This is a genomic window from Nocardioides pelophilus (genome assembly GCF_014180685.1).
Classification (GTDB): Bacteria; Actinomycetota; Actinomycetes; order Propionibacteriales; family Nocardioidaceae; genus Nocardioides; species Nocardioides pelophilus.
The window spans coordinates 25,502-47,720 of the sequence record NZ_JACEHF010000012.1 but is presented as its reverse complement, the minus strand read 5'-3'; the positions used below and the strand labels follow the sequence as shown (position 1 = coordinate 47,720).

Genomic DNA, 22,219 nt, shown 5'->3' with positions numbered 1-22,219 from the left:
GCCGAGTCGGCTCTTGTTCACAAGAGCCGACTCGGCGCATTTTTGGTGCACATGAGAGCCGGGTCGCGCATTTTCGGGCCTGGTCGGACCGCCCGTAGACTGGCTGGCATGACGATCGACCTCGGCAATCCGCGCGTCCTGGGGCCTGACGACGCCGACCGGCAGGTGCTGCTGGCCGACCCGCGGGGCTACTGCGCGGGCGTCGATCGCGCGGTGGTGACGGTGGAGGAAGCGCTCGACCTGTACGGCGCGCCCGTCTACGTCCGCAAGCAGATCGTGCACAACAAGCACGTCGTGTCGAACCTCGAGAAGCGCGGAGCGATCTTCGTCGAGGAGCTCGACGAGGTCCCGCCCGGCGCCACCGTCGTGTTCTCCGCCCACGGCGTCTCGCCGGCCGTCCACCGGCAGGCTGCGGAGCGCGAGCTCAAGACCATCGACGCCACCTGCCCGTTGGTCACCAAGGTCCACCGCGAGGCCGTCCGCTTCGCCCGCGAGGGCTACACCATCTTGCTGATCGGCCACGCCGGTCACGAGGAGGTCGAGGGCACCGCCGGAGAGGCGCCCGACCAGACCGTCCTGGTCGAGCACCCCGACGACGTCGACAACCTGGACTTCCCGGCCGATGCGAAGCTCGCCTGGCTCTCCCAGACCACCCTCAGCGTCGACGAGACGATGGAGACCGTACGCCGGCTCCGGGCGAAGTTCCCGCAGCTCGAGGACCCGCCGAGCGACGACATCTGCTACGCCACCCAGAACCGTCAGGTGGCGGTCAAGGAGATCGGCGCGACGGCCGACCTGGTGATCGTGGTGGGTTCGGCCAACTCCTCCAACTCGGTGCGTCTGGTCGAGGTCGCCCTCGAGGCGGGCGCGAAGGCGTCGTACCGCGTGGACGACGTGTCCGAGATCGACGAGGCCTGGCTCGAGGGTGCCCGCACGGTCAGTGTGACCTCGGGTGCGTCCGTGCCCGACGACCTCGTTCAGGGCGTGCTGGGCTTCCTGGCCGAGCGGGGATTCCCCGACGCCCGCCCCGTGCAGACGGCCGAGGAGTCACTGGTGTTCTCGCTCCCCAAGGAGCTGCACCGCGACCTGAAGGCACGCGACCTCAAGGCCGCCGGCCGCGGCTGACCCGCCCCGTTCCGATGGCTGCCTCCTGATGGCGAAGTATCTCGACGTCCACCCGGTCAACCCGCAGCCGCGGTTGGTGCAGCAGATCGTCGACGCGCTCCACGACGACGCCCTGATCGCCTATCCCACCGACTCCGGCTACGCCCTCGGGTGCCGGATCGGCAACCGCGACGGACGCGACCGGATCCTGCGGATCCGCGGACTCGACGAGCGTCACCACCTGACCCTCGTGTGCCGCGACTTCTCCCAGCTCGGCCAGCTGGTGCACATCGACAACTCCGCGTTCCGGACGATCCGGTCGGCGACGCCCGGGCCCTACACCTTCATCCTGCCCGCGATGCCGGAGGTGCCCCGCCGGCTGATGCACCCCAAGAAGCGCACCGTGGGCGTCCGGATCCCCGACCACACCGTGGTCCGCGCCATCCTCGACCTGCTGGGCGAGCCGCTGCTGTCGAGCTCGCTGATCCTCCCGGGCGAGACCGAGCCGCGGACGCTGGGGTGGGAGATCAAGGAGGAGCTCGACCACCAGGTCGACATCGTCGTCGAGGCGGGGGAGACGCCCGCCGAGCCGACCACCGTCGTCGACTGGTCGGAGGGCGTCCCCGAGGTGGTGCGCCGCGGGGCCGGCGACCCCGACCGGTTCGCCTGAGCCGTCAGCTGCCCGTCGGGGCGTGGGTGCGGAGCACCTGGTTGCGGACCGCGAGCACGCCGAGGCACAGCAGGTAGCCGATCACCAGGGCGACGGCATGCCCGGACAGCCCGGAGACGGTGGCCTGCACGGCGCCGTCCTGGGCGTGGGCGACGGCGCCCGGCTCGGCGATGGCGAGCAGGAGCACGGCGGTGAGCATCGCGAGCGGCGGCAGCACCCCGACGGTGAAGAAGTCGGCCGGCCGGACCATCAGTGCGGCGCGCGCACACACGGTGACGAAGGTCAGGTCGAAGAGCAGGCCGAGCCGGTCGCCCAGGGCGAGGTCGATCGTGGTGGCGGTCAGGAGCAGGGCGACGACCAGCGCGGCCACCTCATGGCCGGGCTCCTCGCCTTGCTCCCAGAGCGTGCGCGATGCGCTCGTCACGTCCTCACGCTAGATCGGCGACGAGGCAGGGCGGGTGCGGCACGCCGTACGGCAGGATGGCTCAGGTGACGGCGGTGCGGGTGCTCGGCGGCCACGGTGCCGACGGGGAGCCGTGCGACGTGGTGATCGCCGACGGACGGATCGTCGCCTCCGGCGCCGCCGGTCCGACGTACGACGCCCGCGGGCTGGTCGTGCTTCCCGGCCTGGTCGACCTCCAGGTCAACGGAGTCGCGGGCATCGACCTGACCTCGGACCCGGAGCAGCTGTGGGAGGCTGCGGCCGCGCTTCCGGCGTACGGCGTGACGGCGTTCCTGCCGACCGTGATCAGCTCGGCACCCGAAGCCCGCGACCGGGCGCTCGCCACGCTCCAGGCCGGTCCGCCGGCCGGATGGAGCGGGGCGGTCCCGCTCGGGTGGCACTTCGAGGGACCGATGATCTCCCCGGCACGCGCGGGTGCCCACCCGGTCCAGTGGCTCCGGCCGCCGGCCGCGGAGCTCGTCGCCGAGTGGAACCGCGAGGCCGGGGTGGTGATGGTGACGATCGCGCCCGAGCTCCCGGGAGCGCTGGACGTGATCGTCGCTCTCGTCGCCGGCGGCGTCGTGGTCGCCGTCGGCCACACCGAGGCCACGGCCGGGCAGGTCGCCGCGGCAGTGGCGCGAGGCGCCCGGGCGGTCACCCACCTGGGCAACGCGATGCCGCCTCTCGGCGCCCGGGCGCCGGGCCCGGTCGNGCGAGGCGCCCGGGCGGCCACCCACCTGGGCAACGCGATGCCGCCTCTCGGCGCCCGGGCGCCGGGCCCGGTCGGCGCCGCGCTCGCCGACCCGCGGCTGGTCGCAGGGGTGATCGCCGACGGCCATCACCTCGACGCCGTCACCCTGGCCGCGCTGTGGCAGGCGCTGGGTCCGGAGCGGATGCTCACGGTGACGGACTGCACCGCCGCGCTGGGCATGCCGGACGGTCCGGCGCGCCTCGGCGACCAGCACGTCGTGGTCGAGGGCGGCACGGTCCGGCTGGCCAACGGGACCCTGGCCGACGGGACCCTGGCTGACGGGACCCTGGCCGGCTCGGCCGCGTCGCTGCCGGAGTGCCTACGGACCTTGCTGGCCGCCACCGGCTGCTCGCTGGTCGAGGCGGTCGCCACCTGCACCTCGACCGCAGCCGACGTCGTCGGCGACCGGGAGCGGGGGCGCATCGTGCCCGGCGCCCGGGGCGACCTGACGTTGGTCGACCCGGAGCTCCGGGTGGTCGCGACGATCGTCGGTGGCCGCCTGGTTCACGACCGGGTGCAGCGCTGACGGCTCCCCGTCACCCGATCGATCTCAACGCCTCGCGCGCGAGCAGGACGGCATCGGCCTTGACCGGTGGGGTGAGCTGGTAGACATCGGCCAGGATCAGGAACCGTCCCCGCCGCATCCAGATGTCGATGCCGTAGTACTCCGGGGTCGCCTCGCGCTCGGGTCGGTTCTTGACGTGGGTCCGCCACGCCAGCGGCGTCTCCGCGCCGAGGTCGGGCACCGGCGCAGCGCGGCGCACCCGCACTCGCTGGCCCTCGGCGAACCGGCCGTAGCACCGGGTGACCGTCTCCCGGATCCGGTCGAGGACCCGATGGGCGCGCGCCTTGCTGTTGAAGCGGTAGACCTCGACCTGCGGCTCGGCCCCGCCTTCCTCCCAGGGTGACGGGTCCGGGTCTGGGCCCCAGTACAACGCGTAGCCGCCGGACGGAGCCGTGACCCCGACCCGCGAGTAGAGGCAGTCTCGGGTGGTCACGATGACCTCGGGATCATTGACGAACTGCCGCCAGCCACCCGCGTAGAACGGGTAGATGGCCGCCACCTCGGGGACCTCCGGGAAGTCGATCTCCTCGACCGGCCTCGCGGCAGCTGCCTGTGCTCCGGCCAGGGGGAGGAACAGGGCGAGGGCGGCCACCGTCGCCGCCATCTTGAGTCGCATCGGGTGCCTCCGGTTCGTGCGCGGGGTGTGCTCGCACCCTACGCCGAGAGATCGACGATCACCGGCGCATGGTCGGAAGCGCCCTTCCCGGCCCGCTCCTCCCGGTCGACGAACGCGCCGGTGACCCGCTCGGCGAACGACGGCGACGCGACCACGAAGTCGATCTTCAGCCCACGGTCGCGCTCGAACCGCTGCCGGTAGTAGTCCCAGTAGGTGTAGCCCGGGTCGTGGGCACGGGTCACCTCCGCCCACCCGTCGTCGAGGAACGCCTGGAACGCGCTGCGCTCGGCGGGCGTGACGTGGGTCGAGCTGCGGAACTGGGCGACGTCGAAGACGTCGTCGTCGGTCGGGCAGATGTTCCAGTCGCCGACCAGAGCGGTCGGGGTGTCCCGCCAGCTGCCGGCTGCCTCGCGGAGCCGGGCCAGCCAGTCGAGCTTGTAGACGTAGTGCGGGTCGTCGGGCTTGCGGCCGTTCGGGACGTAGAGGCTCCAGATCCTCAACCCGCCGCAGGTCGCGCCGATCGCCCGCGCTTCCGGCTCGACCGGGTCGCCCCAGCCGGGCATGCCGGGGAAGCCGATCTGCACGTCCTCGAGCCCGACCCGGCTGATGAGCGCGACTCCGTTCCACTGGCTCACGCCGGCGGCGGCGACGTCGTACCCCCGGGCCTGGAGGCCCATCAACGGCAACTGGTCCTCGCGCGCCTTCGTCTCCTGGAGGGCGAGCACGTCGATCTCGTGACGGTCGAGGAGGGCCTCGACCCGGTCGATCCGTGAGCGCAGGGAGTTGACGTTCCAGGTCGCGATCCGCACCTGCGCCACGGTAGCGGCGGTGCAGATCAGTGCAGTCGGCGGGGCTGCCGATTTCTGAGCCGGAAGAACTCTTGTCGGTGGTGGCCGGCGCCGCTTCTATGAGCCTGGGTTACCACCCTTAATCAGGAAGGTTTTCAATGAAGTTCTCACGTATCAGCAGGATTTCCGTCGGGGTCACGGCCTGCTTGGCCGCTGCGTTGGCCGGATCCGCAGCGACCGCCTCCGAGGGCGACGTACCGACCTACAAGGAGTTCAAGGCAGACACGTACGTCGACTTCGACGGGCAGTACATCGTCAACGGCGACGAGCCGATCAGCACCGACGGCGGGCTCAAGCAGTTCTACACGTCGATGGTCGGCAAGAAGAACGCCAAGACCGTCGACAACGGCTTGGTCGTCAACACGGTCAGCGGCCGCGACGACAAGTGGTCGGCCAGCCAGGCGCTGAACCTGACCTACTGCGTCAGCACCAAGTTCGGCACCCGCCACACCGACGTCGTGAACGCGATGGCAGGCGGCGCGGGACTCTGGGAGTCCGCGACCACCAAGGTCAACTTCGTCTACGTGCCGGCGCAGAACGCCAGCTGCAACACGCGCAACAACAACGTCCTGTTCTCGGTCGAGCCGGTGAACACCACGCAGTACATCGCCCGGGCGTTCTTCCCGAGCACCTCGAAGCGCTCGCGCAACGTCCTGATCGACGACTCGATCTGGACCTCGGGCAGCTGGGAGCCGATCGACATCCTGGCCCACGAGCTCGGCCACGCCCTGGGCTTCCGGCACGAGCACACCCGGCCCGAGTCCGGCACCTGCTTCGAGGACAACAACTGGCGGCCGCTGACGCCGTACGACAACAAGTCGATCATGCACTACCCGCAGTGCAACGGCGGCTCGAGCGACCTGGAGTTCCAGGCCTCCGACGCAGCCGGCGTGCGGGCGCTCTACGGGTCCTGACCGACCGCTCCGGCCAACCGGGCTAGTTCCGCGGCTGCCGCATCGGCCCTAGGTGCCGATGCGGTAGCTGCGGACTCCCTGTGGCTCGCCGCGTTCGGACGGTCCCCGCTCGACGCAGAACTCGTTGCCCTCCGGGTCGGCCAGCGTCACCCAGCCGCTCCCGTCGTCCTTCCGGAAGTCACCGACGAGAGTGGCGCCGAGAGACAGCGCCTGGTCGACCGCCTCGTCCCGCGTGCGATCGGTCGGCTGGACGTCGAGGTGCAGCCGGTTCTTCGCCGTCTTGCCCTCCGGGACCGGGATGAAGAGCAGTGCCGGGCCCTCGCTCGGGAAGTGCGGCGCGACCAGCACCTCGGGGTCGTCGTCGTAGAAGACGATCCAACCGAAGAGCTGGGCCCAGAACTCCGCGAGCGCGCGGGCGTCGCCGCAGTCGAAGGTCATGTTGTTGACTCTCATCGCCATGGGCCCACTCTGCCCCGCGGACCGAAGCCGGGCGACCGCATTACGGGTGGTCAGTGATTCACGGCAGCGCCGTACTCCCTCGTAGACTGCCCGCCCGTGGCTCTCACCATCGGCATCGTCGGTCTCCCCAATGCGGGCAAGTCGACCCTTTTCAACGCGTTGACCAAGAACGACGTGCTCGCGGCGAACTACCCGTTCGCGACGATCGAGCCCAACGTCGGCGTGGTCGGGGTTCCTGACGACCGGCTTCCGCGGCTCGCGAAGATCTACGGCTCGCAGAAGCTGCTGCCCGCGACGGTGCAGTTCGTCGACATCGCCGGCATCGTCCGCGGCGCCTCGCAGGGAGAGGGCCTGGGCAACAAGTTCCTCGCCCACATCCGCGAGTCGCACGCGATCTGCCAGGTGACCCGGGTCTTCCGCGACGACGACGTCACCCACGTCGACGGCAAGGTCGACCCCGGCAGCGACATCTCCACCATCCAGACCGAGCTGATCCTGGCCGACCTCGAGACCGTCGACAAGGCGATCACGCGGCTCGAGAAGGAGTCGCGCAAGGACAAGGACCTGGTGCCGGTGCTGGCGGCCGCGCGGGAGGCGAAGACCGCGCTGGAGGCCGGTACGCCGGTCACCGCGACCTCGATCGACCGCCACCTGATCCGTGAGCTCTCGCTGCTGACCGCGAAGCCCTACATCTACGTCTTCAACTGCGACACCGACGAGCTCGCGGACGAGGAGCTCAAGGACCGGATGCGCGCCCTCGTCGCCCCGGCCGAGGCGATCTTCCTGGACGCCAAGCTGGAGTCCGAGCTGGTCGAGCTCGACGACGACGAGGCCCGCGAGCTGCTGACCGAGGTCGGCATCACCGAGCCCGGTCTCGACGTACTGGCCCGGGTCGGCTTCGACACCCTCGGCCTGCAGACCTACCTCACCGCCGGCCCCAAGGAGGTCCGCGCGTGGGAGATCAAGAAGGGCGCGACTGCCCCTGAGGCCGCCGGTGTGATCCACACCGACTTCCAGAAGGGGTTCATCAAGGCCGAGATCATCTCCTTCGACGACCTCATGGAGATGGGCTCGGTCCTCAAGGCCCGCGAAGCCGGCAAGGTCCGGATGGAGGGCAAGGACTACGTCATGCAGGACGGCGACGTGGTGGAGTTCCGCTTCAACGTGTGACCGGTACAGCCGCGGGATCGGGCAGTAGCAGTAGATCAGGGGTCGGCGGTAGAGGCTTCGAGTGCGGCGGCGACGGCCTCGAACTCGACGAGCGCAGCGGTCAGGTCCTCGACGATCTCGCGGGCGATGACCTCGGGTGCCGGCAGGTTGTCGGTGTCCTCGAGTGATTCGTCTCGCAGCCAGGTGATGTCGAGGTTGGCCTTGTCGCGCGCAACGAGCTCGTCGTAGTCAAAGGACTTCCACCGCTCGGACTCCACCCGCTCCGCGCGGTCCTTGCCGGACAGGTACGACGTCACGAAGTCATCGAGGTCTGCCCGGCGCAGCGGGTTCTGCTTGAGAGTGAAGTGCATGTTGGTCCGGAAGTCGTAGACCCACAGCTTCTGGGTCCAAGGCTGCTCGGCCGCCGGCTTCTTGTCGAAGAAGAGCACGTTCGCCTTCACCCCGGGTGCGTACCAGATGCCGGTGGGGAGCCGGATCATCGTGTGCAGATCGAAGTCCGCGAGCAGCTTGCGGCGTAGCGTCTCGCCGGCACCACCCTCGAACAGCACGTTGTCGGGCAGGACGACCGCTGCGCGACCGTTAATGTCCAGGACGGTCATGATGTGCTGCAGGAAGTTGAGCTGCTTGTTGGACGTCGTCACGACGAAGTCCTGGCGCTCGATGTCGCGATCTTCACGCACGGCCCGTCCGTCCGCGCCGACCATGGTGAGCGACGACTTGCGGCCGAAGGGCGGGTTCGTGAGCACCACGGACCAGCGCTGGCCGGGGTCGGCGATCAGGGAGTCGCGTACGTCGATGAGAGATTCGCCGTCCGGCGTCCCGATACCGTGCAGCAGCAGGTTCATCGCAGCCAGCCGAGCGGTGCCGTCGACCAGTTCGTAGCCGGAGACGAATTCATCGCGGAGGTGCTCGCGCTCGGTCGGCGTAAGGCTCGCGGCGTCGCGGGAGGCGTGCTCATGGGCGACCAAAAGAAAGCCACCGGTGCCGCAGGCAGGGTCGACGACCGTGTCAGTGGGCCTGGGGTCGATGACGTCGACGATCGCCCGGATCAACTCGCGGGGTGTGAAGTATTGGCCTGCGCCAGATCCCTTATCGGAAGCGCCCTTGGAGAGCAGTTCCTCGTAGGCGTCTCCCTTGAGGTCGGTGCCGGAAGCCGACCAGTTCTCCTGGTCGATGAGGTCGACGATGAGTCGCTTGAGCTTGGCCGGGTCCTGGATCCGGTTCTGGGCCTTCCGGAAGATCGTCCCGAGCGTCCCCGGCTGCTGCGCGAGCCCGACGAGGATCTGGGTGTAGGTGACCTCCAGCTCGGTACCTTCGGCGTCGAGGAGCTTCTGCCACGAGTACTCCGGCGGCACGATCTGTTGCGGGTTCAGCCTCCGGGTGGCCCGCTCGTGGGCCATCTTGAGGAACAGCAGGTAGGTCAGCTGCTCGGTGTACTCGATGACGCCCACGCCGTCATCGCGCAGGACGTTGCAGTAGGACCAGAGCTTGTCGACGAGGCGGCGAGAGTCTGACATCGTCACGGTCACAGCTTTCGGTGGAGCTCGTAGCGGGCCGAATGCCCGGGGTCCTTGGTCGCCCAGCCCAGAGCCGCCATCCGGATCTCCGCCTCTTTGCGGATGCGGTTGTTCACGGGATGCATCGTGTCGCGCACCGGGACATCGAAGAGGTCATGGAGAAGCCGCTTTACTGCGCGTACGTCGTTGCTGTTGCCGTGGAAGACGCGGATGCCGCCCTCGAGTACGGATTGCGCGTACATCGCTCGATAGAGTTCATCCAGGTCGATCGTGTATCCCTCCATGGCGAACGTCGTTTCATCCATTAGCGCCTCCGTCATTCCTTGCTCCATCCCGTAGGGAGTCGCGCAGCATCTCTCGAAGCTCGGCGAGCGTCTTCCCGGTGGGGACATGCGTCCAATCAGTCCAGCCATTGCGAGAACTGCCGACAAGCTTGGTCAGCGCAGATGACGGGGCACGGAAGTGGCCTGCCGAGGTGTCCAGGCCGCCAGAGCCGGTCACTGTGGCATGGAACTCCGCGCCGGATCGCACCTTCTTATGGCGCAGCCGGTCTCCGGGGACCACGAGCCCGCGCACGATCAGCGGCATCAGATCGCCGTGCACAAGGTTGTCCGTTCGTGTCCGTTCCTCCGCGGCCCGGCTCGTCTCCGTTGCATGGAAGGCCTCCAGGTCGACGAAGTCGGCATCCGGCTCACTCGGCCGGGGCCAGGCAGCGAGCGCGCACCTGATCAGAGCCAGCTCCCGGAGACCGATCCGGTCCTCGTCCCAGGCCGAGACCCATTCGTCCTGGGTGAAGTTGTCGACGCCGTCGGGGAAGGTCAGGATCGACCCGGTCGTCAACCGGGCGAGGCTATAGGTCTGGAGCGTATGCCGCTTCTTGCTCCAGGCCTGGTTGCTCAGAGTTGAGTTCAGGCTCTGCGTGGCCAGGGTCAGGTTGCCGAGACGGTGGATCGAGTGGTTGCGCCGCTCGATCCCCGATCCTGGAACGCCCTCCGGCAGCGACCAATTCTCCTCCCATTTCACCGGCATGACGTGTTCGATCGTCAGGGCCTTGCTGGCTGCTCGGTGAGGCAGGGTGGGCTCCGCCCGGCTTGTGAGCAGGTGGTTCTCCAGCCCTACCAACAGGGTGCGTAGGCGGGCTCGCACGAGATCGTTGTAGAGGTTGCTGTTCATCAGCCCGCTGATGAACGCTGCGTCGTCCGGCCAGATCCGGCTGTCGGCTGTCTGGCTCGCCAGACCCGCGACGAGCAGGTCTCCGGCGCGGGTGACATCGCCGGCCTTGATCGCGCCCAGGAGGGTGCCGAACAACCGGTTGTAGTCCTTGGTGGTCATGCGACAGATCGCACGGCGCATGAGGAACGAGTCGATCGCGAGCGTGCCGATGATGGCCTGATCCTCGGGGATCTCGGACGAGGCATGCAGGAACAGGATCAGAGGCCAGGGCGTGGTGGTCTTCGTGGCGTCCAATCGGTCGAGAGCCTGTGCGACCGGGGAACTCATCGGAAGTCGCTGCAACCGGTCCATCGTGTCGGCGTAGACGCGGATATCTCGGATGACGTCGGCGGCTCTCGCCTGTGATGCACGCATCCAGCGCTTGAAGTCCTCGAAGAGGTGCTCGACCGAGGATTCTTCGCCGCGCTGCGCGCTCAGCCAGTAGGCCAGGAGGATGTCGACCCGCACTCGCTTGATGCGGCCTGTGGTCACCTCCTCACGCCAATGCCCGCTATCGAGCACGGACCAGTGGTCGTTCAACAGCTCATGCTCTAGGTGGTGATCACCTTGGCGGTCGAGCATCTGGAAGAGCAGGTTCTTGACGAGGTCGGCAGCGTCCAGGCGGACGCCGCGGTGGTTGAGGGCTTCGAAGATGATCTGCGGGTCGTCTTTCGCGTCGAGGAAGATGCTGACCACCTTGATGCGGTTCTCGACGGCGAAGTGGAGGAAGTCGAGTCGGTCGTTGGCCGACGAAGATTCCTTGACCCAGTCGCGGACTGCGTCCTCGAACCAGAGAGACGCTCGAACGAGCTTGTGGCCGGCGCTCGGCGGCGGAGACACGTCGTCGGGTTCGCGCACGGCCCATTCGAAGCCGCGCAAGTCATGGGCGAGCGGTGCGACCTTGAGCTGGTCCTCTGGATGGTCGCTGTCGGCGCTTACACGGTTACGCACCAGGGCCGCGAAGCTGTCGGCGGCATGTACTGCTCCGAACTCCAAGGCCACGCGCCGAGCGGCGGCCAGGAACACCTGGAAGGTCGTCATGCGCTGCTGCCCGTCGATCACCATTGAGGTGGGCGTGCGTCGCGGGATGGGGCTGCGATGCTGGGTCACGAGGGCGCCAAGGAAGTACTCCTGAGTGTCCTCGTCGTCACCCTCCTCGGACTGTGTCTCCGCGGATTCGGCGGCCTTGCGGATGTCCTCCCACAGGGGAATCCAGTTCTCCTCCTCGTCCCATACGTACGGGCGCTGGAAGATCGGGATCACATATCGGTGGTCCTTGTTGAAGACTGCTCCGAGCAGCTCGTCTCCGGCTCTCATGCGTTGATCATCTCCTCGGCCGACGACAGATCGGACTCGGCGCCGATGAGGCGCCCCGAGAATGCGGCGGAGAGCAACGCTCGGCGCAAGCCCCTTCCGCGAAGTCGGACAGATTCCAACTCCACGGCTAGCCTCGACAGGCTCTCGTCAATCTCGTCGAGGCGCCTGGCCGCGGCGACCTGGGTCTGCAGGTCGGGCACCGGAAGCCGTAGTTCACGGATCTGCGTCGCGTTGATCTGCGGGACGTTCGAGCCATCCGCAATGCGGCCGAGATCAACCGTCTGGAGCCAGTGCCACAGGTACGAGGAGTCGAGGCTGTCGTTGGGCACCAGGCCCATCGTATTTAGGTCGTACGCTGCGGCGGACGCCAGAATTCGCTTCTTGTTCGTGGCAATGGCGCCGCCCCGCTTCGGGATGAGCACAGTGCCTGCCCCACGAACATGTAGCCCGAGATGCTCGGCTGATTCGCGTGAGACGAAGAAGCGCGCGTCGTTCATCCACCGACCGTCGGCGGCGTTCATGTCACCAACCTTGAAGAAGGGCACGGCATCGTCGGTCGGCCCGGACGTCAGGACATCGGCGAGCCCCTTGGGCGTTTGCCCGTTTGCTATCGACGCGACATCGAGGAGCGGACGCATTTCGGCACCTTCTTCGTCGAAGGTCCCCCGAAGGTGCGCCTTCCTCAGCGTGGCCGTGCGCCGAAGCCCGTCCCGTACGGAGGTCTCGGCAGCATCGAGGCGGGAGAGGTGGTCTTCGAGGAGATCGACGACGCGACGCTGCTCGTCGAGGGGTGGCAGTGGTACGGGAATCTCCGCAAGCGTTCTCTTGGTGATGACGCCTTGGGCGCTGCCTTGTGCGCCTTTGCGGAGGCCATCTGTAAGAGATGTCAGCAAGTGATACAGGAATCGTTGATCGAGACCATCACCCGGACTGATCGCAGCGACACTTCGGCCGATCGCTCCGTTGACGCCAAGATTCACCTCGCCGCTGTTTGCCCCGACGACGCAGATGAAGACATCGTCTCGCTTTCCCATCCGTAGCGGCTTCGTCGTCCAGATGCGTGTTGTCGGCCTGAGGTCCCCGAACTCGCCCGACCGATAGAAGGGAGTGCCAATGCCGTCGGTGTTGGTCTCTGCACCGGGCGGCGCCTGTCCCATCGCGAAGGCTGCGAGAGTCCCGAGTGGCATGGTGGGCCACGTCATGCTGTCAGCTCCGAGTTCAGTTCGTCGATGAGGTCGGCGGCGCGGTCGCCGAGGTCGCGAAGGGCGCCGTCGGTGCCACCGCGCTCGAGAAAGGGTGCGTCGTCCAGGTCTTCGGTGCGGATACCGGCGGAGTTGGCGATGACCTCGACCACGTTGTCGAGCCACCAGCGCTCCGCCTCCGTGAACGTCACGCCGGCCTGCTCCTGCTGCGCCAACCAGGCGGCGTACCTCGCATGGACCCGCTCCGTGTAGGGGACGAGCTTGTCGTCGACCCCGATGGTGAAGCGGACCAGAGAGACGAGGTCGGTCAACGTGCGGTGGTGGTCTCGAGGCGGGCGCTGCACGCCCTCCTCGACCACCGAGGGTCGGTAATCGGGATTGAGGGCGACGTATGCGTTCCAGATGATGTCGGGCGTCCAGTTGTAGGGCGGGCGGGCGATGCGGTCCGCGAGCTCCTTGATGTCGCTGAAGGAGATCCGCCGTTCCTTGGCTTCGGTGAGGAGCTGGATCGCGGTGATCTCGGCGCGGTGCTCGTCGAGGTAGGCGCGCCAGGACTCGACGACGGATGTGGCCTTGCTGGTGTCGACCACGCCGTACGCGTCGAGCAGCACGTCGGCGGAGACCTCGTCGACCACCCGGTCGTGGACGCGGCGGAGCTCGAGGATGCGAGCCCGCAGGTCAGGGTTCGATGCGAGTGGCTTCACGGCGTCGATGATCAGCTGCTGACGGACCGCGTCCGGGTCCTCGGCACCCTCGATTGCTTCGGCTTGATGGTCGGGATCGACGGCGTCGACGAGGTGGCGCACGACCTTCCGCACAGACCCGCCGGCGACGGCGTCGAGCTCGACGCGCTCCTCAGGAGTCAACTGGTGCTCCAGGGCGGCGAGCCGTGATGCGAGGGTCGCCGTCTCGTCCTCGGTGATGGTGAGGTTGGCGGCCTTCTCCAGGAGCTTCTGGAGGCTGACGGACTTCTCTCGGTTGAGCGGCGGCTCGACGAAGTCGTGCTCCGTGACCCCGATGGCGTCGATGAGCACGAAGCGGGTCTTCTGCTTGGCGTCGGGGGTGACTGCCTGGAAGTCGGCTGACGGGATGGTGCGCGCGCCGCGCCCCTTCATCTGCTCGAAGTACTGCGGCGAGCGGACATCGCGCATGAAGAAGACGCACTCCAGTGGCTTCACGTCGGTCCCGGTGGCGATCATGTCGACGGTGACCGCGATCCGGAGAGCCGGGCTCGTGCGGAAGGCGGCGAGCTGCTGGTCTGCGTTGCGGGCGGTGTAGGTGATCTTGGCGGCGAAGTCGTTGCCCTTGCCGAACACTTCGCGTACCTGGGTGACGATCTCCTCGGCGTGGGCGTCGTCCTTGGCGAAGATGAGGGTCTTCGGCACAGTCGACCGTCCCGGGAAGATCTCGATGAAGAGCTTGTCCCGGAAGGTCTCCAGCACGGTGCGGATCTGGTCGGTCGCGGTCACCGCACGGTCGAGCTGGCCGCTGGTGTACTCGAGGTCCTCGTCCAGCGCCTCGTAGCGCTGGGCCCGGGTGCGACGGTCGACCTTCGGCACGACCGTGCCGGCCTCGATCGTCGAGCCCTGGTCGCTGATCTGGGTCTTGATCCGGTAGATGTCGAAGTCGACGTTGACGTTGTCGGCCACCGACTGGGGATAGGTGTACTCCGAGACGAGGTTCTGCTTGAAGAACCCGAAGGTCTGCTTGCCGGGGGTCGCGGTGAGGCCGACGACATGGGCGTCGAAGTACTCCAGGACGCCACGCCACTGGCCGTAGATCGAACGATGGGCCTCGTCGACAACGATCAGGTCGAACGTCTCCGGCGGGATGTCGGCGTTGTAGGCGACGGTGACCGGGGTGTCTGGCACCCAGCCGTCCAGCCCGGGGTCGTCGCTCTCACCGACCTCCTCGTTGCGCAGCGCCTTGAAGACGCGCTGGATGGTGGAGATCGCGAGAGCCGTCGACTCCGGCATGGGGCCGCGGTTGAGGCGGTTGACGTTGTAGAGCTCGGTGAAGCGGCGGCCGTCGTCGGGGGTGCGGTAGTTCTCGAACTCGGCCATCGTCTGCTTGGCCAGGTTGTTGCGGTCGACAAGGAAGAGAATCCGGTCGAAGCCGCCGAACTTCAGCAGCCGGTAGGACAGCGTCACCGCCGCGTAGGTCTTGCCCGCGCCCGTCGCCATCTGCACGAGGCTCCGGTCGTAGCGCTGCTCGCGCAGGCTCTGTTCGACGCCGTTGATCGCCTCGATCTGCGCTGGCCGTAGGGGAGTGGTGTCCAGCGGTGGCATCGCGGTGACCTTGCCCCGCCAGGTGGGGTGTTCCTCGTCCTTTCCCCGCAGGGTCTTGGCGAGGGTGGCCGCCTTGGGGAAGTTGAAGATCCGGCGGGCGCGCGGCTCGGGGTCGAAGCCGTTCGTGAAGTGGGTCTCGGTGCCGCTGGCCTCGAAGACAAAGGGGAGCCGACCGTCCTTGGTCTGGGCCGCCAACCTGACGTCCGCCGGGAGCCCGTCGGCGTACATCGCGGACTGCCACTCGACACCCGACAGGGGAGTGCCCTCTGGCTTGGCCTCGATCACCCCGACGACCCGTTGGTCGACGTAGAGCAGGTAGTCGGCTCGACCGTGCCCGGTCGCCATCGTTGTCTCGCGGCGCGCGACGCCCTGGGCCGCGAACAGGTTGAGCGACCTGCTGTCCTGCACCGACCAGCCCGCGTCGGTGAGCTGGCGGTCGATCAACACGCGGGCACGCGCCTCCGCGGCAAGGCGGTTGGCGTCGTCCCCGAGGTTCATGATGCCTCGTAGGTTATGCGCTATGGACTGGTGTGATGGCACTTCCAGAGACTGACCTGCACCGCATTCGCTCCTGGGCGCGGGAGCGGGTGCCCGAGAACCTGTGGGACGAGCTGAAGGTCGAGGCGGACGTCTCCGACCGCCACGTCGACATCGTGGAGGTGCGCCCGCCGTGGGACGGCGTCGGCGAGCACACGCGGTTCCCGATCGCGCGCCTGCGCTACACGAAGTCGACCGGCCAATGGGCGATCTACTGGCGCGATCGAAACCTGAAGTTCCACGAGTACAAGCGCAAGCGCCCGACCAAGAACATCCAGGCGCTCCTCGACCACATCGAGACCAGCGGCGACCCGATCTTCTGGGGGTAGTGAGGTCAAGCCGAGAGCGTGTCTCCGGCGGCGCAGTGGGCTTCGCCATCCGGCTACACGAGACGGTCGGAATGCGCGATGGCGACACGGTCGACACGACCGGGACCACTGGGGCTTCGTCCCGCGTGGACGAGATCGTCAGCGGGCACGGCGCGCTGGGCGGGTCCGCTTGACTGTGAGATCGCGTGAAGCGTTTCTCATTATTGACTTGATGGACCGAATGACTAAAATGAGAAACATGCCAGCCCCTAGCCCGTACACGAGCCCCGAGCAACAGGCGGACCTCGAACGCCTAGGCGCCCGGCTGCGCGACCGCCGAAAGGCCCTCGGCGTCACCGTAGTCGCCTGTGCCGAAGCTGCTGGCGTTTCGCGTGTCACCATGCACAGGATCGAGGCAGGCAACCCCTCGGTCACGATCGGCGCCTACGTCAACGTTGCAGCCGCACTCGGGCTTCACCTCGTCGTCCCGATCCTCGACGCTCCAGCAGCAGAACCGGCGACGATCACGGTCGGCGACTACCCCGGCCTGCGCACGCTGGCATGGCAGACCGACGCCGGCACCACCATCACCGAGACGGAGGCACTCAACCTCTACGAACGCGGCTGGCGACACCTCAACCAGGAAGCCCTCACCGATCACGAGAAGGCGTTCATCCAGCACCTCGCGGACACCTACAGCAACGGGAGGCTCCTTGTTTAGGCGTCTGCACCATCAACAGGTGGCCGAGGCGCTGTCGATCCTCGACGCACCGCTCCTGGCAGAGCACAACTGCTGGTTCGGAGGCGGGACCGCGATCGTCCTTGCCAACGGCGAGTTCCGCGAATCGGTTGACATCGACTTCCTGGTCTCCGACCCGCAGTCCTACCGCGCGCTGCGCCAGATGGTCAGGGACCACGGGCTCGACGCTCTGGCCACCCGCGAACTGGACCTGGGTCGAACACCCTCTGTTGACGGTTACGGCATCAGGACCTCGGTGCTCGTTGCGGGGATTGCGATCAAGTTCGAGATCATCCATGAAGGCCGCATCGACCTCGACACTCCCGCCCCGGACGATGAGATCTGCGGGTTACGGATCCTGACGCGAACCGACCAGGTCGCAACCAAGCTGCTCGCCAACGACGACCGCTGGGCAGACACGTCGACGTTCAGCCGCGACCTGATCGACCTGGCCATGATGAAACCCGACACCACCGCCCTGAAGGCCGGCGCGCGCAAGGCAGTCGATGCCTACGGCAAGACGGTCGGCGAGAGCCTCAACAACGCAGTCACCTACCTCCGAGATCGCCCACAACGTCTCGACGAATACATCCACGCACTCAAAATCGACGCGCCCCGAGCAGCTGTCTGGCAGAGCATCCGCGACCTGTCCGCCAGATGCGCGAAGATCGAAGGTCTAGGTCGGAGCTCGGACTAGCCTTGACCGTCCAGCGGTCCGCAAGAAGTCACGCGGAGCCCGTTCCTGACCAACGGCTGCCCGCCCGGACGACTCGGCAGGGGTCAGTGGCTGAGATCGGTCAGCAGGTGGGCGAGCATCGGCCAGAGAACGTCATGCTCCGGGTCGTCGGTGACCTGGTGGTAACCGGCGAGCTCGAGCATCACGTAGCCGTGCAGCGCGCTCCAGAACTGGCCGGCTACCGCCGACGGGTCGCCGTCCCGCAGCGCTCCGAGGTCCATCGCCCTGGCGACGGCATCGCGGAGCTGGGTGAATGCCTCCTCCCCGACCTCCGTGGCGGTCGCGTCGAGACGGTAGCCGCCCAGCGACGCCGACCCGAACATGACGGCGTAGAGGTAGCGGTTGTCCAGCGCGTTGGCTCGGTACGCCACCGCCATCCGCTTGAAGTCGCCAACCGGGTCGTCGCTCGGCTCGACCTCGGCAACGCGTGCGATCAGTCGCCGGAAGCCCTCGGCTGCGACCGCGCTGACCAGAGCGGCCATCCCCCCGAAGTGGGTGTAGACGGCCATCGTCGAGGTCCCGGTCTCGCGGGCGAGCCGCCGGGTGGACAGCGCGGACGGCCCCTCCTCGCCGAGGAGGCGGGCGGCGGCCTCGATCAGGCGCCGTCGTACGTCGGTGAGTTCGGTTCCAGCCTCCTGCTGATGCACGTTGCCATTCTTCCATAACGGCGTTATGGTCATCCATAACAGCGTTATGAGGAGACGCCATGGCCAACCGCTATCTCACCGACAACTTCGCTCCCGTCCACGAGGAGCTGACCGCCACCGACCTGTCGATCACCGGCGCTCTCCCCGACCACCTCGACGGGCGCTACCTGCGGATCGGGCCGAACCCGGTCATCGACCCGGGCGACCGCTACCACTGGTTCCTGGGCGACGGAATGGTCCACGGCGTGCGGCTGCGCGACGGCCGTGCGGCCTGGTACCGCAACCGCTGGGTCCGGTCTGCCGCCGTCAGCGAAGCCCTCGGCGAGGAGCAGCGCTCCGCGCCCGGTCGCTTCGACTTCGCCGCCAACACCAACGTGATCGAGCACGCCGGCCGCACCTTCGCGCTGGTCGAGGCCGGAGCCTCCCAGTACGAGCTCACCGCCGAGCTCGACACCGTCGGTGCCTGTGACTTCCGGGGCACCCTGGCCGGGGGCTACTCCGCCCACCCGCACGAGGACCCCGCGACGGGTGAGCTGCACGCCCTGTCGTACTCGTGGACCCGCGGGAACCGGGTCGACTACACCGTCCTCGACGTCGAGGGCCGCATCCGGCGCTCGGTCCCTGTCGAGGTCACCGGCAGTCCGATGATCCACGACTTCGCGCTGACCGAGCGGTACGCCGTGGTCCTCGATCTGCCGGTCACCTTCGACGCCTCGATGGTGGCGGCCGAGCTGCCCCGCATGCTCCGTCGGCCGGCGGGAGCGCTGCTGTCGCGGGTCATCGGCCGGAACCCCGTTCCCGAGCCGCTCGTCGCCCGCATGGCCCGGAGCCGCTTCGCTGCTGCGGGCACGCTGCCGTACACCTGGAACCCCGCCTACCCGGCGCGGATCGGCCTCCTCCCGCGGGACGGCGACGGCTCGGACGTCCGCTGGTTCGAGATCGACCCCTGCTACGTCTTCCACACCGTGAACGCCTACGAGGAGGGCGACACCGTCGTCGTCGACGTGGTGCGGCACGACCGGATGTTCGCCACCGACCTCACCGGGCCCAACGAGGGTGCCGCCACGCTCACCCGCTTCGTGCTCGACCTCACGTCGGGCAAGGTCCGAGAAGACCGGTTCGACGAGCGGTCACAGGAGTTCCCACGCATCGACGAGAGGCTGACCGGGCGGCGGCACCGCTTCGGCTATGCGATCGAGCTCTCCGGGCCCGCTCCGGGCGACGCCGTCGTGAAGCACGATCTCGTGGCCGGCACCACGCAATCGCGCGCGCTCGGGAGGGGGCGACAGGCCAGTGAGTTCTGCTTCGTCCCGACGCCCGGCGGCACGGCCGAGGACGACGGCGTGCTGATGGGTTATGTGTTCGACAAGGCACGCGGGGTCAGCGACCTGCAGGTGCTGGACGCGCAGACCCTCGAGGACGTCGCCACCGTGCACCTGCCCGGCCGGGTGCCGGCCGGGTTCCACGGCAACTGGGCACCGACGCATCCCGCGGGTTGAGGAGACGTCGCGCCCCTCTGCTCGAGGCGCCGCGATCCGCTACCTCCGCTTGGCCGTGACGGCCGCCTCCACCCTGTCGTAGAACGCAGGGGCGCTGGTCGACCTGAGCACGACCGGCACCCGCTTCACCCGGTTCAGTCGTGCGGTGGCCCGCGCCTTGATGGTGAGCTTGATCAGCTCCTGCTCGCCGGGAGCCAGGTTCTGGGTCTGGTAGCCGTCGGCACTCACCTGGTCGGTGATGTCGACGCCCGCGCGGTAGTAGCGGATGACCCACCTGGCGGCAGCCCCGCCTGCGGCCGTGATCGTGAGGCTGTCGGGGGCGTTGTCGTCGTTCTGCGCGGTGATCCAGAAGACGCGCCGGTCGCCCCGACGGACCGGGGCGGACACCGTCTGGTCTCCCTGGCCGTAGTACAGGTCGTCTCCGCGGTCGGGCCGGTTCGCCCGCCGGATGAGCCCGTCGGGCCAGACCCATTCGTCGGTGGAGAGGTCGATCACCGACACGAAGGCGTCGGACGCCCCGCCGAGGACGGTGTCGTAGGCGCCGGGTGTGAGGTCGAAGAACTCGTCGTACGTCGTGCCGGTCACGTAGGCCGTCCCTCCTGTGACCGCGATCCCTCCGGCTCTGGTGTCCTCGATGCCGAGGCTCGAGGTGTGGAGCAGGTCCGACGCCCCGCCGCCGTCGGGCGAGATCCGAGCCACGAGGACACTGCTCCCGCCGTACTTGTAGTCGATGCCGGCGGTGGCGAGGACGTAGGCGTCGCCCGCGTCCACAGCGATCCCCTGGCCCTCGTCGCCCAGGCCACCGCCCAGGAACGTGGCGTAGGTCAGGTCGGCCTGGCCCGCTCCGTCGGGCGAGATCCGGGCCAGGTAGGCGTCGCCGTCGCCGTTGTACGACGGGTCTTGGGCGCCGTCCGTGGTGGGGAACCCCGTCGAGCTGGTCCGGCCCGTGACATAGACGTCGCTCCCGTCCACGGCGATCCCGCGGCCGGTCTCGTTGCGACCACCGCCGAGAAGCGTGGCGTAGACCAGGTCGGCCGGCCCCGCCCCGTCGGGGGAGACCCGGGCCACGAAAGCGTCGTCAAGACCGTTGGCGGTGCGGTCGTACGCGCCCGCGGTGGTCGGGAAGTTCGTCGAGGTCGTCTCGCCCGTGACGTACGCGTCGCCGGCTGCCACCGCGATCGACCTGCCGGTGTCCTGGCCACCCCCGCCGAGGAACGTGGAGTAGACGAGGTCCGCCGCTCCGCCGCCGTCGGGGGAGATCCGAGTCACGAAGGCGTCGCCCCCCGTCGCGGTGGTGTCGTAGGCCCCCGGGGTGAGGGGGAAGCCCGCGCCGCTGGTCGAGCCCGTCAGGTAGGCGTCGCCGCCCTGCACCGCGATCGCGGAGGCGGTCTCGGAGCCGCTCCCGCCGAGGAACGTGGAGTACCCGAGGTCGGCCGCCCCGGCAGCGTCGGGGGAGATCCGGACCAGGAAGGCGTCACGGTCGCCGCCGAGCGAGGTGTCGAAGGCCCCGGCCGTCGTGGGGAAGTCCGCGGACGCCGTACTCCCTGTCAGGTAGGCGTCGCCTCCGGCGACGGTGAGGCCGAGGCCCACGTCGTCGAGCGGGGCGGGTCCGTCGCCGCCCAGCAGGGCCGAGTAGACCAGGTCCGCCGACCCGGCGCCGTCGGGAGAGATGCGGGTGAGGAAGACGTCGCTCGCTGCACTCCGTGTGGTGTCGTAGGCCCCCGCCGTCGTCGGGAAGTCCGGCGATTCCGTGTAGCCGGTGACGTAGACGTCGCCGCCGTCGACGGCGATCGCAGCGCCGTTCTCCCGGCCGCTGCCACCCAGGTACGTCGCGTAGTCGACGTCGGTCTCCGGGTCGATCACCAAGGGCAGGGTCTGGTCGTACGATCCGAGGTCGAAGCCGACCACGCCGTCGACGAGCCGGAACCGGGACTCCACCGCCCGCCGTTGCCCGTCGACCACCTGGTAGGTGATCGGGGCGTGGTGCACGAAATCACCGACGGCCGTCGTCGCGACCAGGTCGCCGTCGTCCAGGCGCAGCGCGTCCGCTCCGCGGAGGCGGTAGCCGATCCGGGCGGGGTCGCTGCCGGGAGCCACGACGAAGTCGTACTCCGCCCCTGAGCGGTTGCCGCGGAACACCATGTCGATGCCGGGGTAGAGGTCGCGATAGCGGACCCTGCCGAAGGTGGGAACCCCTCGGCGCCACTGGCCGGGGTCGTCCCCGAGGAAGTAGCTGGAGGTCGCCCGCTGCTGGCGACGCCCTTCGAGGTGCGGCCGAGAGCGGGCGCCCACCGGATCCAGGACGACGGCCGCGGCGGGCGCAGACCGCTCCGCAGCGCCCGACCGCGACTCCGGAGCGCCCAGGTCGAACACCGCTCCCTGCTGGGTCAGGAACAGGGTGAACCCGTCGCCGCGGGCCAGGTAGTCCACCTCGGCGTCGACCTGGCCGCGGTTGGCCTCGAACGACAACGGCATCGTCGCGAACGCGCGGCGGGCGCGGTTCTCCGCCGCTGCGCTGGTGCCCGCGACCGGTGAGGCTGCCGCGGCAGCATCTGGGCGGGGCTGGGTGACAGTGAGCGCGGTGACGGCGGTCGTCAGGGCCAGCGTGGCGAGCGCCGCTCGTGCTGCAGGACGGGTGAGTGGGAGCATCGTCGAGTCCTCATCGCATCGGGTCGCTG

The 22,219-nt window shown here is 68.4% G+C and carries 20 protein-coding genes; 9 read left to right on the top strand and 11 right to left on the bottom strand.

What is annotated here, in order from left to right; genetic code table 11:
* The first annotated feature begins 108 nt into the window (after window positions 1-108).
* Window positions 109-1,125 (top strand): 4-hydroxy-3-methylbut-2-enyl diphosphate reductase, encoded by a 1,017-nt coding sequence (locus H0488_RS04620; RefSeq protein ID WP_183098110.1) that lies wholly within the window; start codon window positions 109-111, stop codon window positions 1,123-1,125.
* 28 nt (window positions 1,126-1,153) lie between these two features.
* The gene (locus H0488_RS04615; protein ID WP_183098109.1) at window positions 1,154-1,774 is read left to right on the top strand and encodes an L-threonylcarbamoyladenylate synthase; all 621 of its coding nucleotides are present in this window, start codon (window positions 1,154-1,156) and stop codon (window positions 1,772-1,774) included.
* A gap of 4 nt (window positions 1,775-1,778) precedes the next feature.
* On the opposite strand, the gene H0488_RS04610 is transcribed toward H0488_RS04615, so the two are convergent.
* The gene (locus H0488_RS04610) at window positions 1,779-2,198 is read right to left on the bottom strand and encodes a DUF6542 domain-containing protein (RefSeq protein WP_183098108.1); all 420 of its coding nucleotides are present in this window, start codon (window positions 2,196-2,198) and stop codon (window positions 1,779-1,781) included.
* Here H0488_RS04610 and H0488_RS04605 point away from each other — a divergent pair.
* A complete protein-coding gene (locus H0488_RS04605) occupies window positions 2,186-3,493 on the top strand; it encodes an N-acetylglucosamine-6-phosphate deacetylase (protein ID WP_446685601.1) in 1,308 nt (435 codons plus the stop codon). The genes H0488_RS04610 and H0488_RS04605 overlap by 13 nt on opposite strands.
* 10 nt (window positions 3,494-3,503) lie before the next feature.
* On the opposite strand, the gene H0488_RS04600 is transcribed toward H0488_RS04605, so the two are convergent.
* Complete coding sequence (locus tag H0488_RS04600; RefSeq protein ID WP_183098106.1) at window positions 3,504-4,148, bottom strand: hypothetical protein; 645 nt, start codon at window positions 4,146-4,148, stop codon at window positions 3,504-3,506.
* A gap of 38 nt (window positions 4,149-4,186) precedes the next feature.
* A complete protein-coding gene (locus tag H0488_RS04595; RefSeq protein ID WP_183098105.1) occupies window positions 4,187-4,957 on the bottom strand; it encodes an exodeoxyribonuclease III in 771 nt (256 codons plus the stop codon).
* Window positions 4,958-5,094: 137 nt separating this feature from the next.
* On the opposite strand from H0488_RS04595, the gene H0488_RS04590 reads away from it, so the two are divergent.
* Window positions 5,095-5,910 carry a M57 family metalloprotease gene (locus H0488_RS04590; RefSeq protein WP_183098104.1) on the top strand — a complete coding sequence of 272 codons (816 nt, stop codon included), beginning with the start codon at window positions 5,095-5,097 and terminating at the stop codon, window positions 5,908-5,910.
* A 48-nt stretch (window positions 5,911-5,958) separates the two neighbouring features.
* Here H0488_RS04590 and H0488_RS04585 read toward each other — a convergent pair whose 3' ends face one another.
* Window positions 5,959-6,369 (bottom strand): VOC family protein, encoded by a 411-nt coding sequence (locus tag H0488_RS04585; protein ID WP_183098103.1) that lies wholly within the window; start codon window positions 6,367-6,369, stop codon window positions 5,959-5,961.
* A 96-nt stretch (window positions 6,370-6,465) separates the two neighbouring features.
* On the opposite strand from H0488_RS04585, the gene ychF reads away from it, so the two are divergent.
* Window positions 6,466-7,539, top strand: coding sequence for a redox-regulated ATPase YchF (ychF, locus tag H0488_RS04580; RefSeq protein ID WP_183098102.1), 1,074 nt, complete (start codon window positions 6,466-6,468; stop codon window positions 7,537-7,539).
* A 35-nt stretch (window positions 7,540-7,574) separates the two neighbouring features.
* Here the strand turns inward: ychF and H0488_RS04575 are convergent, their stop codons facing one another.
* Genes H0488_RS04575 through H0488_RS04555 form a run of 5 tightly spaced genes read right to left on the bottom strand, consistent with a single transcriptional unit; the run spans window position 7,575 to window position 15,573 of the window.
* Window positions 7,575-9,056 (bottom strand): type I restriction-modification system subunit M, encoded by a 1,482-nt coding sequence (locus H0488_RS04575; protein WP_183098115.1) that lies wholly within the window; start codon window positions 9,054-9,056, stop codon window positions 7,575-7,577.
* An 8-nt stretch (window positions 9,057-9,064) separates the two neighbouring features.
* The gene (locus H0488_RS04570) at window positions 9,065-9,361 is read right to left on the bottom strand and encodes a hypothetical protein (RefSeq protein ID WP_220794195.1); all 297 of its coding nucleotides are present in this window, start codon (window positions 9,359-9,361) and stop codon (window positions 9,065-9,067) included.
* Window positions 9,354-11,585 carry a GmrSD restriction endonuclease domain-containing protein gene (locus H0488_RS04565; protein WP_183098100.1) on the bottom strand — a complete coding sequence of 744 codons (2,232 nt, stop codon included), beginning with the start codon at window positions 11,583-11,585 and terminating at the stop codon, window positions 9,354-9,356. Before H0488_RS04565 ends, H0488_RS04570 begins: the two co-directional genes overlap by 8 nt.
* Window positions 11,582-12,787, bottom strand: a complete 1,206-nt coding sequence (locus tag H0488_RS04560) for a restriction endonuclease subunit S (RefSeq protein WP_183098099.1) — start codon at window positions 12,785-12,787, stop codon at window positions 11,582-11,584. The genes H0488_RS04565 and H0488_RS04560 overlap by 4 nt, the downstream gene beginning before the upstream one ends.
* The gene (locus tag H0488_RS04555; protein WP_183098098.1) at window positions 12,784-15,573 is read right to left on the bottom strand and encodes a type I restriction endonuclease subunit R; all 2,790 of its coding nucleotides are present in this window, start codon (window positions 15,571-15,573) and stop codon (window positions 12,784-12,786) included. Before H0488_RS04555 ends, H0488_RS04560 begins: the two co-directional genes overlap by 4 nt.
* A 35-nt stretch (window positions 15,574-15,608) precedes the next feature.
* On the opposite strand from H0488_RS04555, the gene H0488_RS04550 reads away from it, so the two are divergent.
* The 3 genes from H0488_RS04550 (at window position 15,609) to H0488_RS04540 (ending at window position 17,356) form a co-directional block, all read left to right on the top strand.
* Window positions 15,609-15,941, top strand: coding sequence for a DUF3024 domain-containing protein (locus H0488_RS04550; protein ID WP_183098097.1), 333 nt, complete (start codon window positions 15,609-15,611; stop codon window positions 15,939-15,941).
* Window positions 15,942-16,179: 238 nt separating this feature from the next.
* Window positions 16,180-16,641 carry a helix-turn-helix domain-containing protein gene (locus H0488_RS04545; RefSeq protein ID WP_220794194.1) on the top strand — a complete coding sequence of 154 codons (462 nt, stop codon included), beginning with the start codon at window positions 16,180-16,182 and terminating at the stop codon, window positions 16,639-16,641.
* A 19-nt stretch (window positions 16,642-16,660) separates the two neighbouring features.
* Entirely contained in the window at window positions 16,661-17,356 is a 696-nt protein-coding gene (locus H0488_RS04540) for a nucleotidyl transferase AbiEii/AbiGii toxin family protein (RefSeq protein ID WP_220794193.1), read from the top strand.
* Between the two features lie 83 nt (window positions 17,357-17,439).
* Here the strand turns inward: H0488_RS04540 and H0488_RS04535 are convergent, their stop codons facing one another.
* Window positions 17,440-18,042 carry a TetR/AcrR family transcriptional regulator gene (locus H0488_RS04535; protein ID WP_183098095.1) on the bottom strand — a complete coding sequence of 201 codons (603 nt, stop codon included), beginning with the start codon at window positions 18,040-18,042 and terminating at the stop codon, window positions 17,440-17,442.
* Window positions 18,043-18,101: 59 nt separating this feature from the next.
* Here H0488_RS04535 and H0488_RS04530 point away from each other — a divergent pair, with 59 nt between their 5' ends.
* Complete coding sequence (locus H0488_RS04530; protein ID WP_183098094.1) at window positions 18,102-19,541, top strand: carotenoid oxygenase family protein; 1,440 nt, start codon at window positions 18,102-18,104, stop codon at window positions 19,539-19,541.
* 39 nt (window positions 19,542-19,580) lie between these two features.
* Here the strand turns inward: H0488_RS04530 and H0488_RS04525 are convergent, their stop codons facing one another.
* On the bottom strand, window positions 19,581-22,190 hold the full coding sequence (locus tag H0488_RS04525; protein WP_183098093.1) for a DUF7948 domain-containing protein: 2,610 nt from the start codon (window positions 22,188-22,190) through the stop codon (window positions 19,581-19,583).
* Window positions 22,191-22,219 lie beyond the last annotated feature (29 nt).

Bases quoted from the DNA above. Each gene is read 5' to 3' on its own strand.
- H0488_RS04600 (WP_183098106.1), bottom strand. From the start codon at position 4,148: ATGCGACTCAAGATGGCGGCGACGGTGGCCGCCCTCGCCCTGTTCCTC.
- H0488_RS04525 (WP_183098093.1), bottom strand. From the start codon at position 22,190: ATGCTCCCACTCACCCGTCCTGCAGCACGAGCGGCGCTCGCCACGCTG.
- H0488_RS04530 (WP_183098094.1), top strand. From the start codon at position 18,102: ATGGCCAACCGCTATCTCACCGACAACTTCGCTCCCGTCCACGAGGAG.
- H0488_RS04590 (WP_183098104.1), top strand. From the start codon at position 5,095: ATGAAGTTCTCACGTATCAGCAGGATTTCCGTCGGGGTCACGGCCTGC.
- H0488_RS04560 (WP_183098099.1), bottom strand. From the start codon at position 12,787: ATGACGTGGCCCACCATGCCACTCGGGACTCTCGCAGCCTTCGCGATG.
- H0488_RS04550 (WP_183098097.1), top strand. From the start codon at position 15,609: ATGGCACTTCCAGAGACTGACCTGCACCGCATTCGCTCCTGGGCGCGG.
- H0488_RS04555 (WP_183098098.1), bottom strand. From the start codon at position 15,573: ATGAACCTCGGGGACGACGCCAACCGCCTTGCCGCGGAGGCGCGTGCC.
- H0488_RS04620 (WP_183098110.1), top strand. From the start codon at position 109: ATGACGATCGACCTCGGCAATCCGCGCGTCCTGGGGCCTGACGACGCC.
- H0488_RS04565 (WP_183098100.1), bottom strand. From the start codon at position 11,585: ATGAGAGCCGGAGACGAGCTGCTCGGAGCAGTCTTCAACAAGGACCAC.
- H0488_RS04585 (WP_183098103.1), bottom strand. From the start codon at position 6,369: ATGGCGATGAGAGTCAACAACATGACCTTCGACTGCGGCGACGCCCGC.
- H0488_RS04615 (WP_183098109.1), top strand. From the start codon at position 1,154: ATGGCGAAGTATCTCGACGTCCACCCGGTCAACCCGCAGCCGCGGTTG.
- H0488_RS04570 (WP_220794195.1), bottom strand. From the start codon at position 9,361: ATGGATGAAACGACGTTCGCCATGGAGGGATACACGATCGACCTGGAT.
- H0488_RS04545 (WP_220794194.1), top strand. From the start codon at position 16,180: ATGCCAGCCCCTAGCCCGTACACGAGCCCCGAGCAACAGGCGGACCTC.
- H0488_RS04575 (WP_183098115.1), bottom strand. From the start codon at position 9,056: ATGTCAGACTCTCGCCGCCTCGTCGACAAGCTCTGGTCCTACTGCAAC.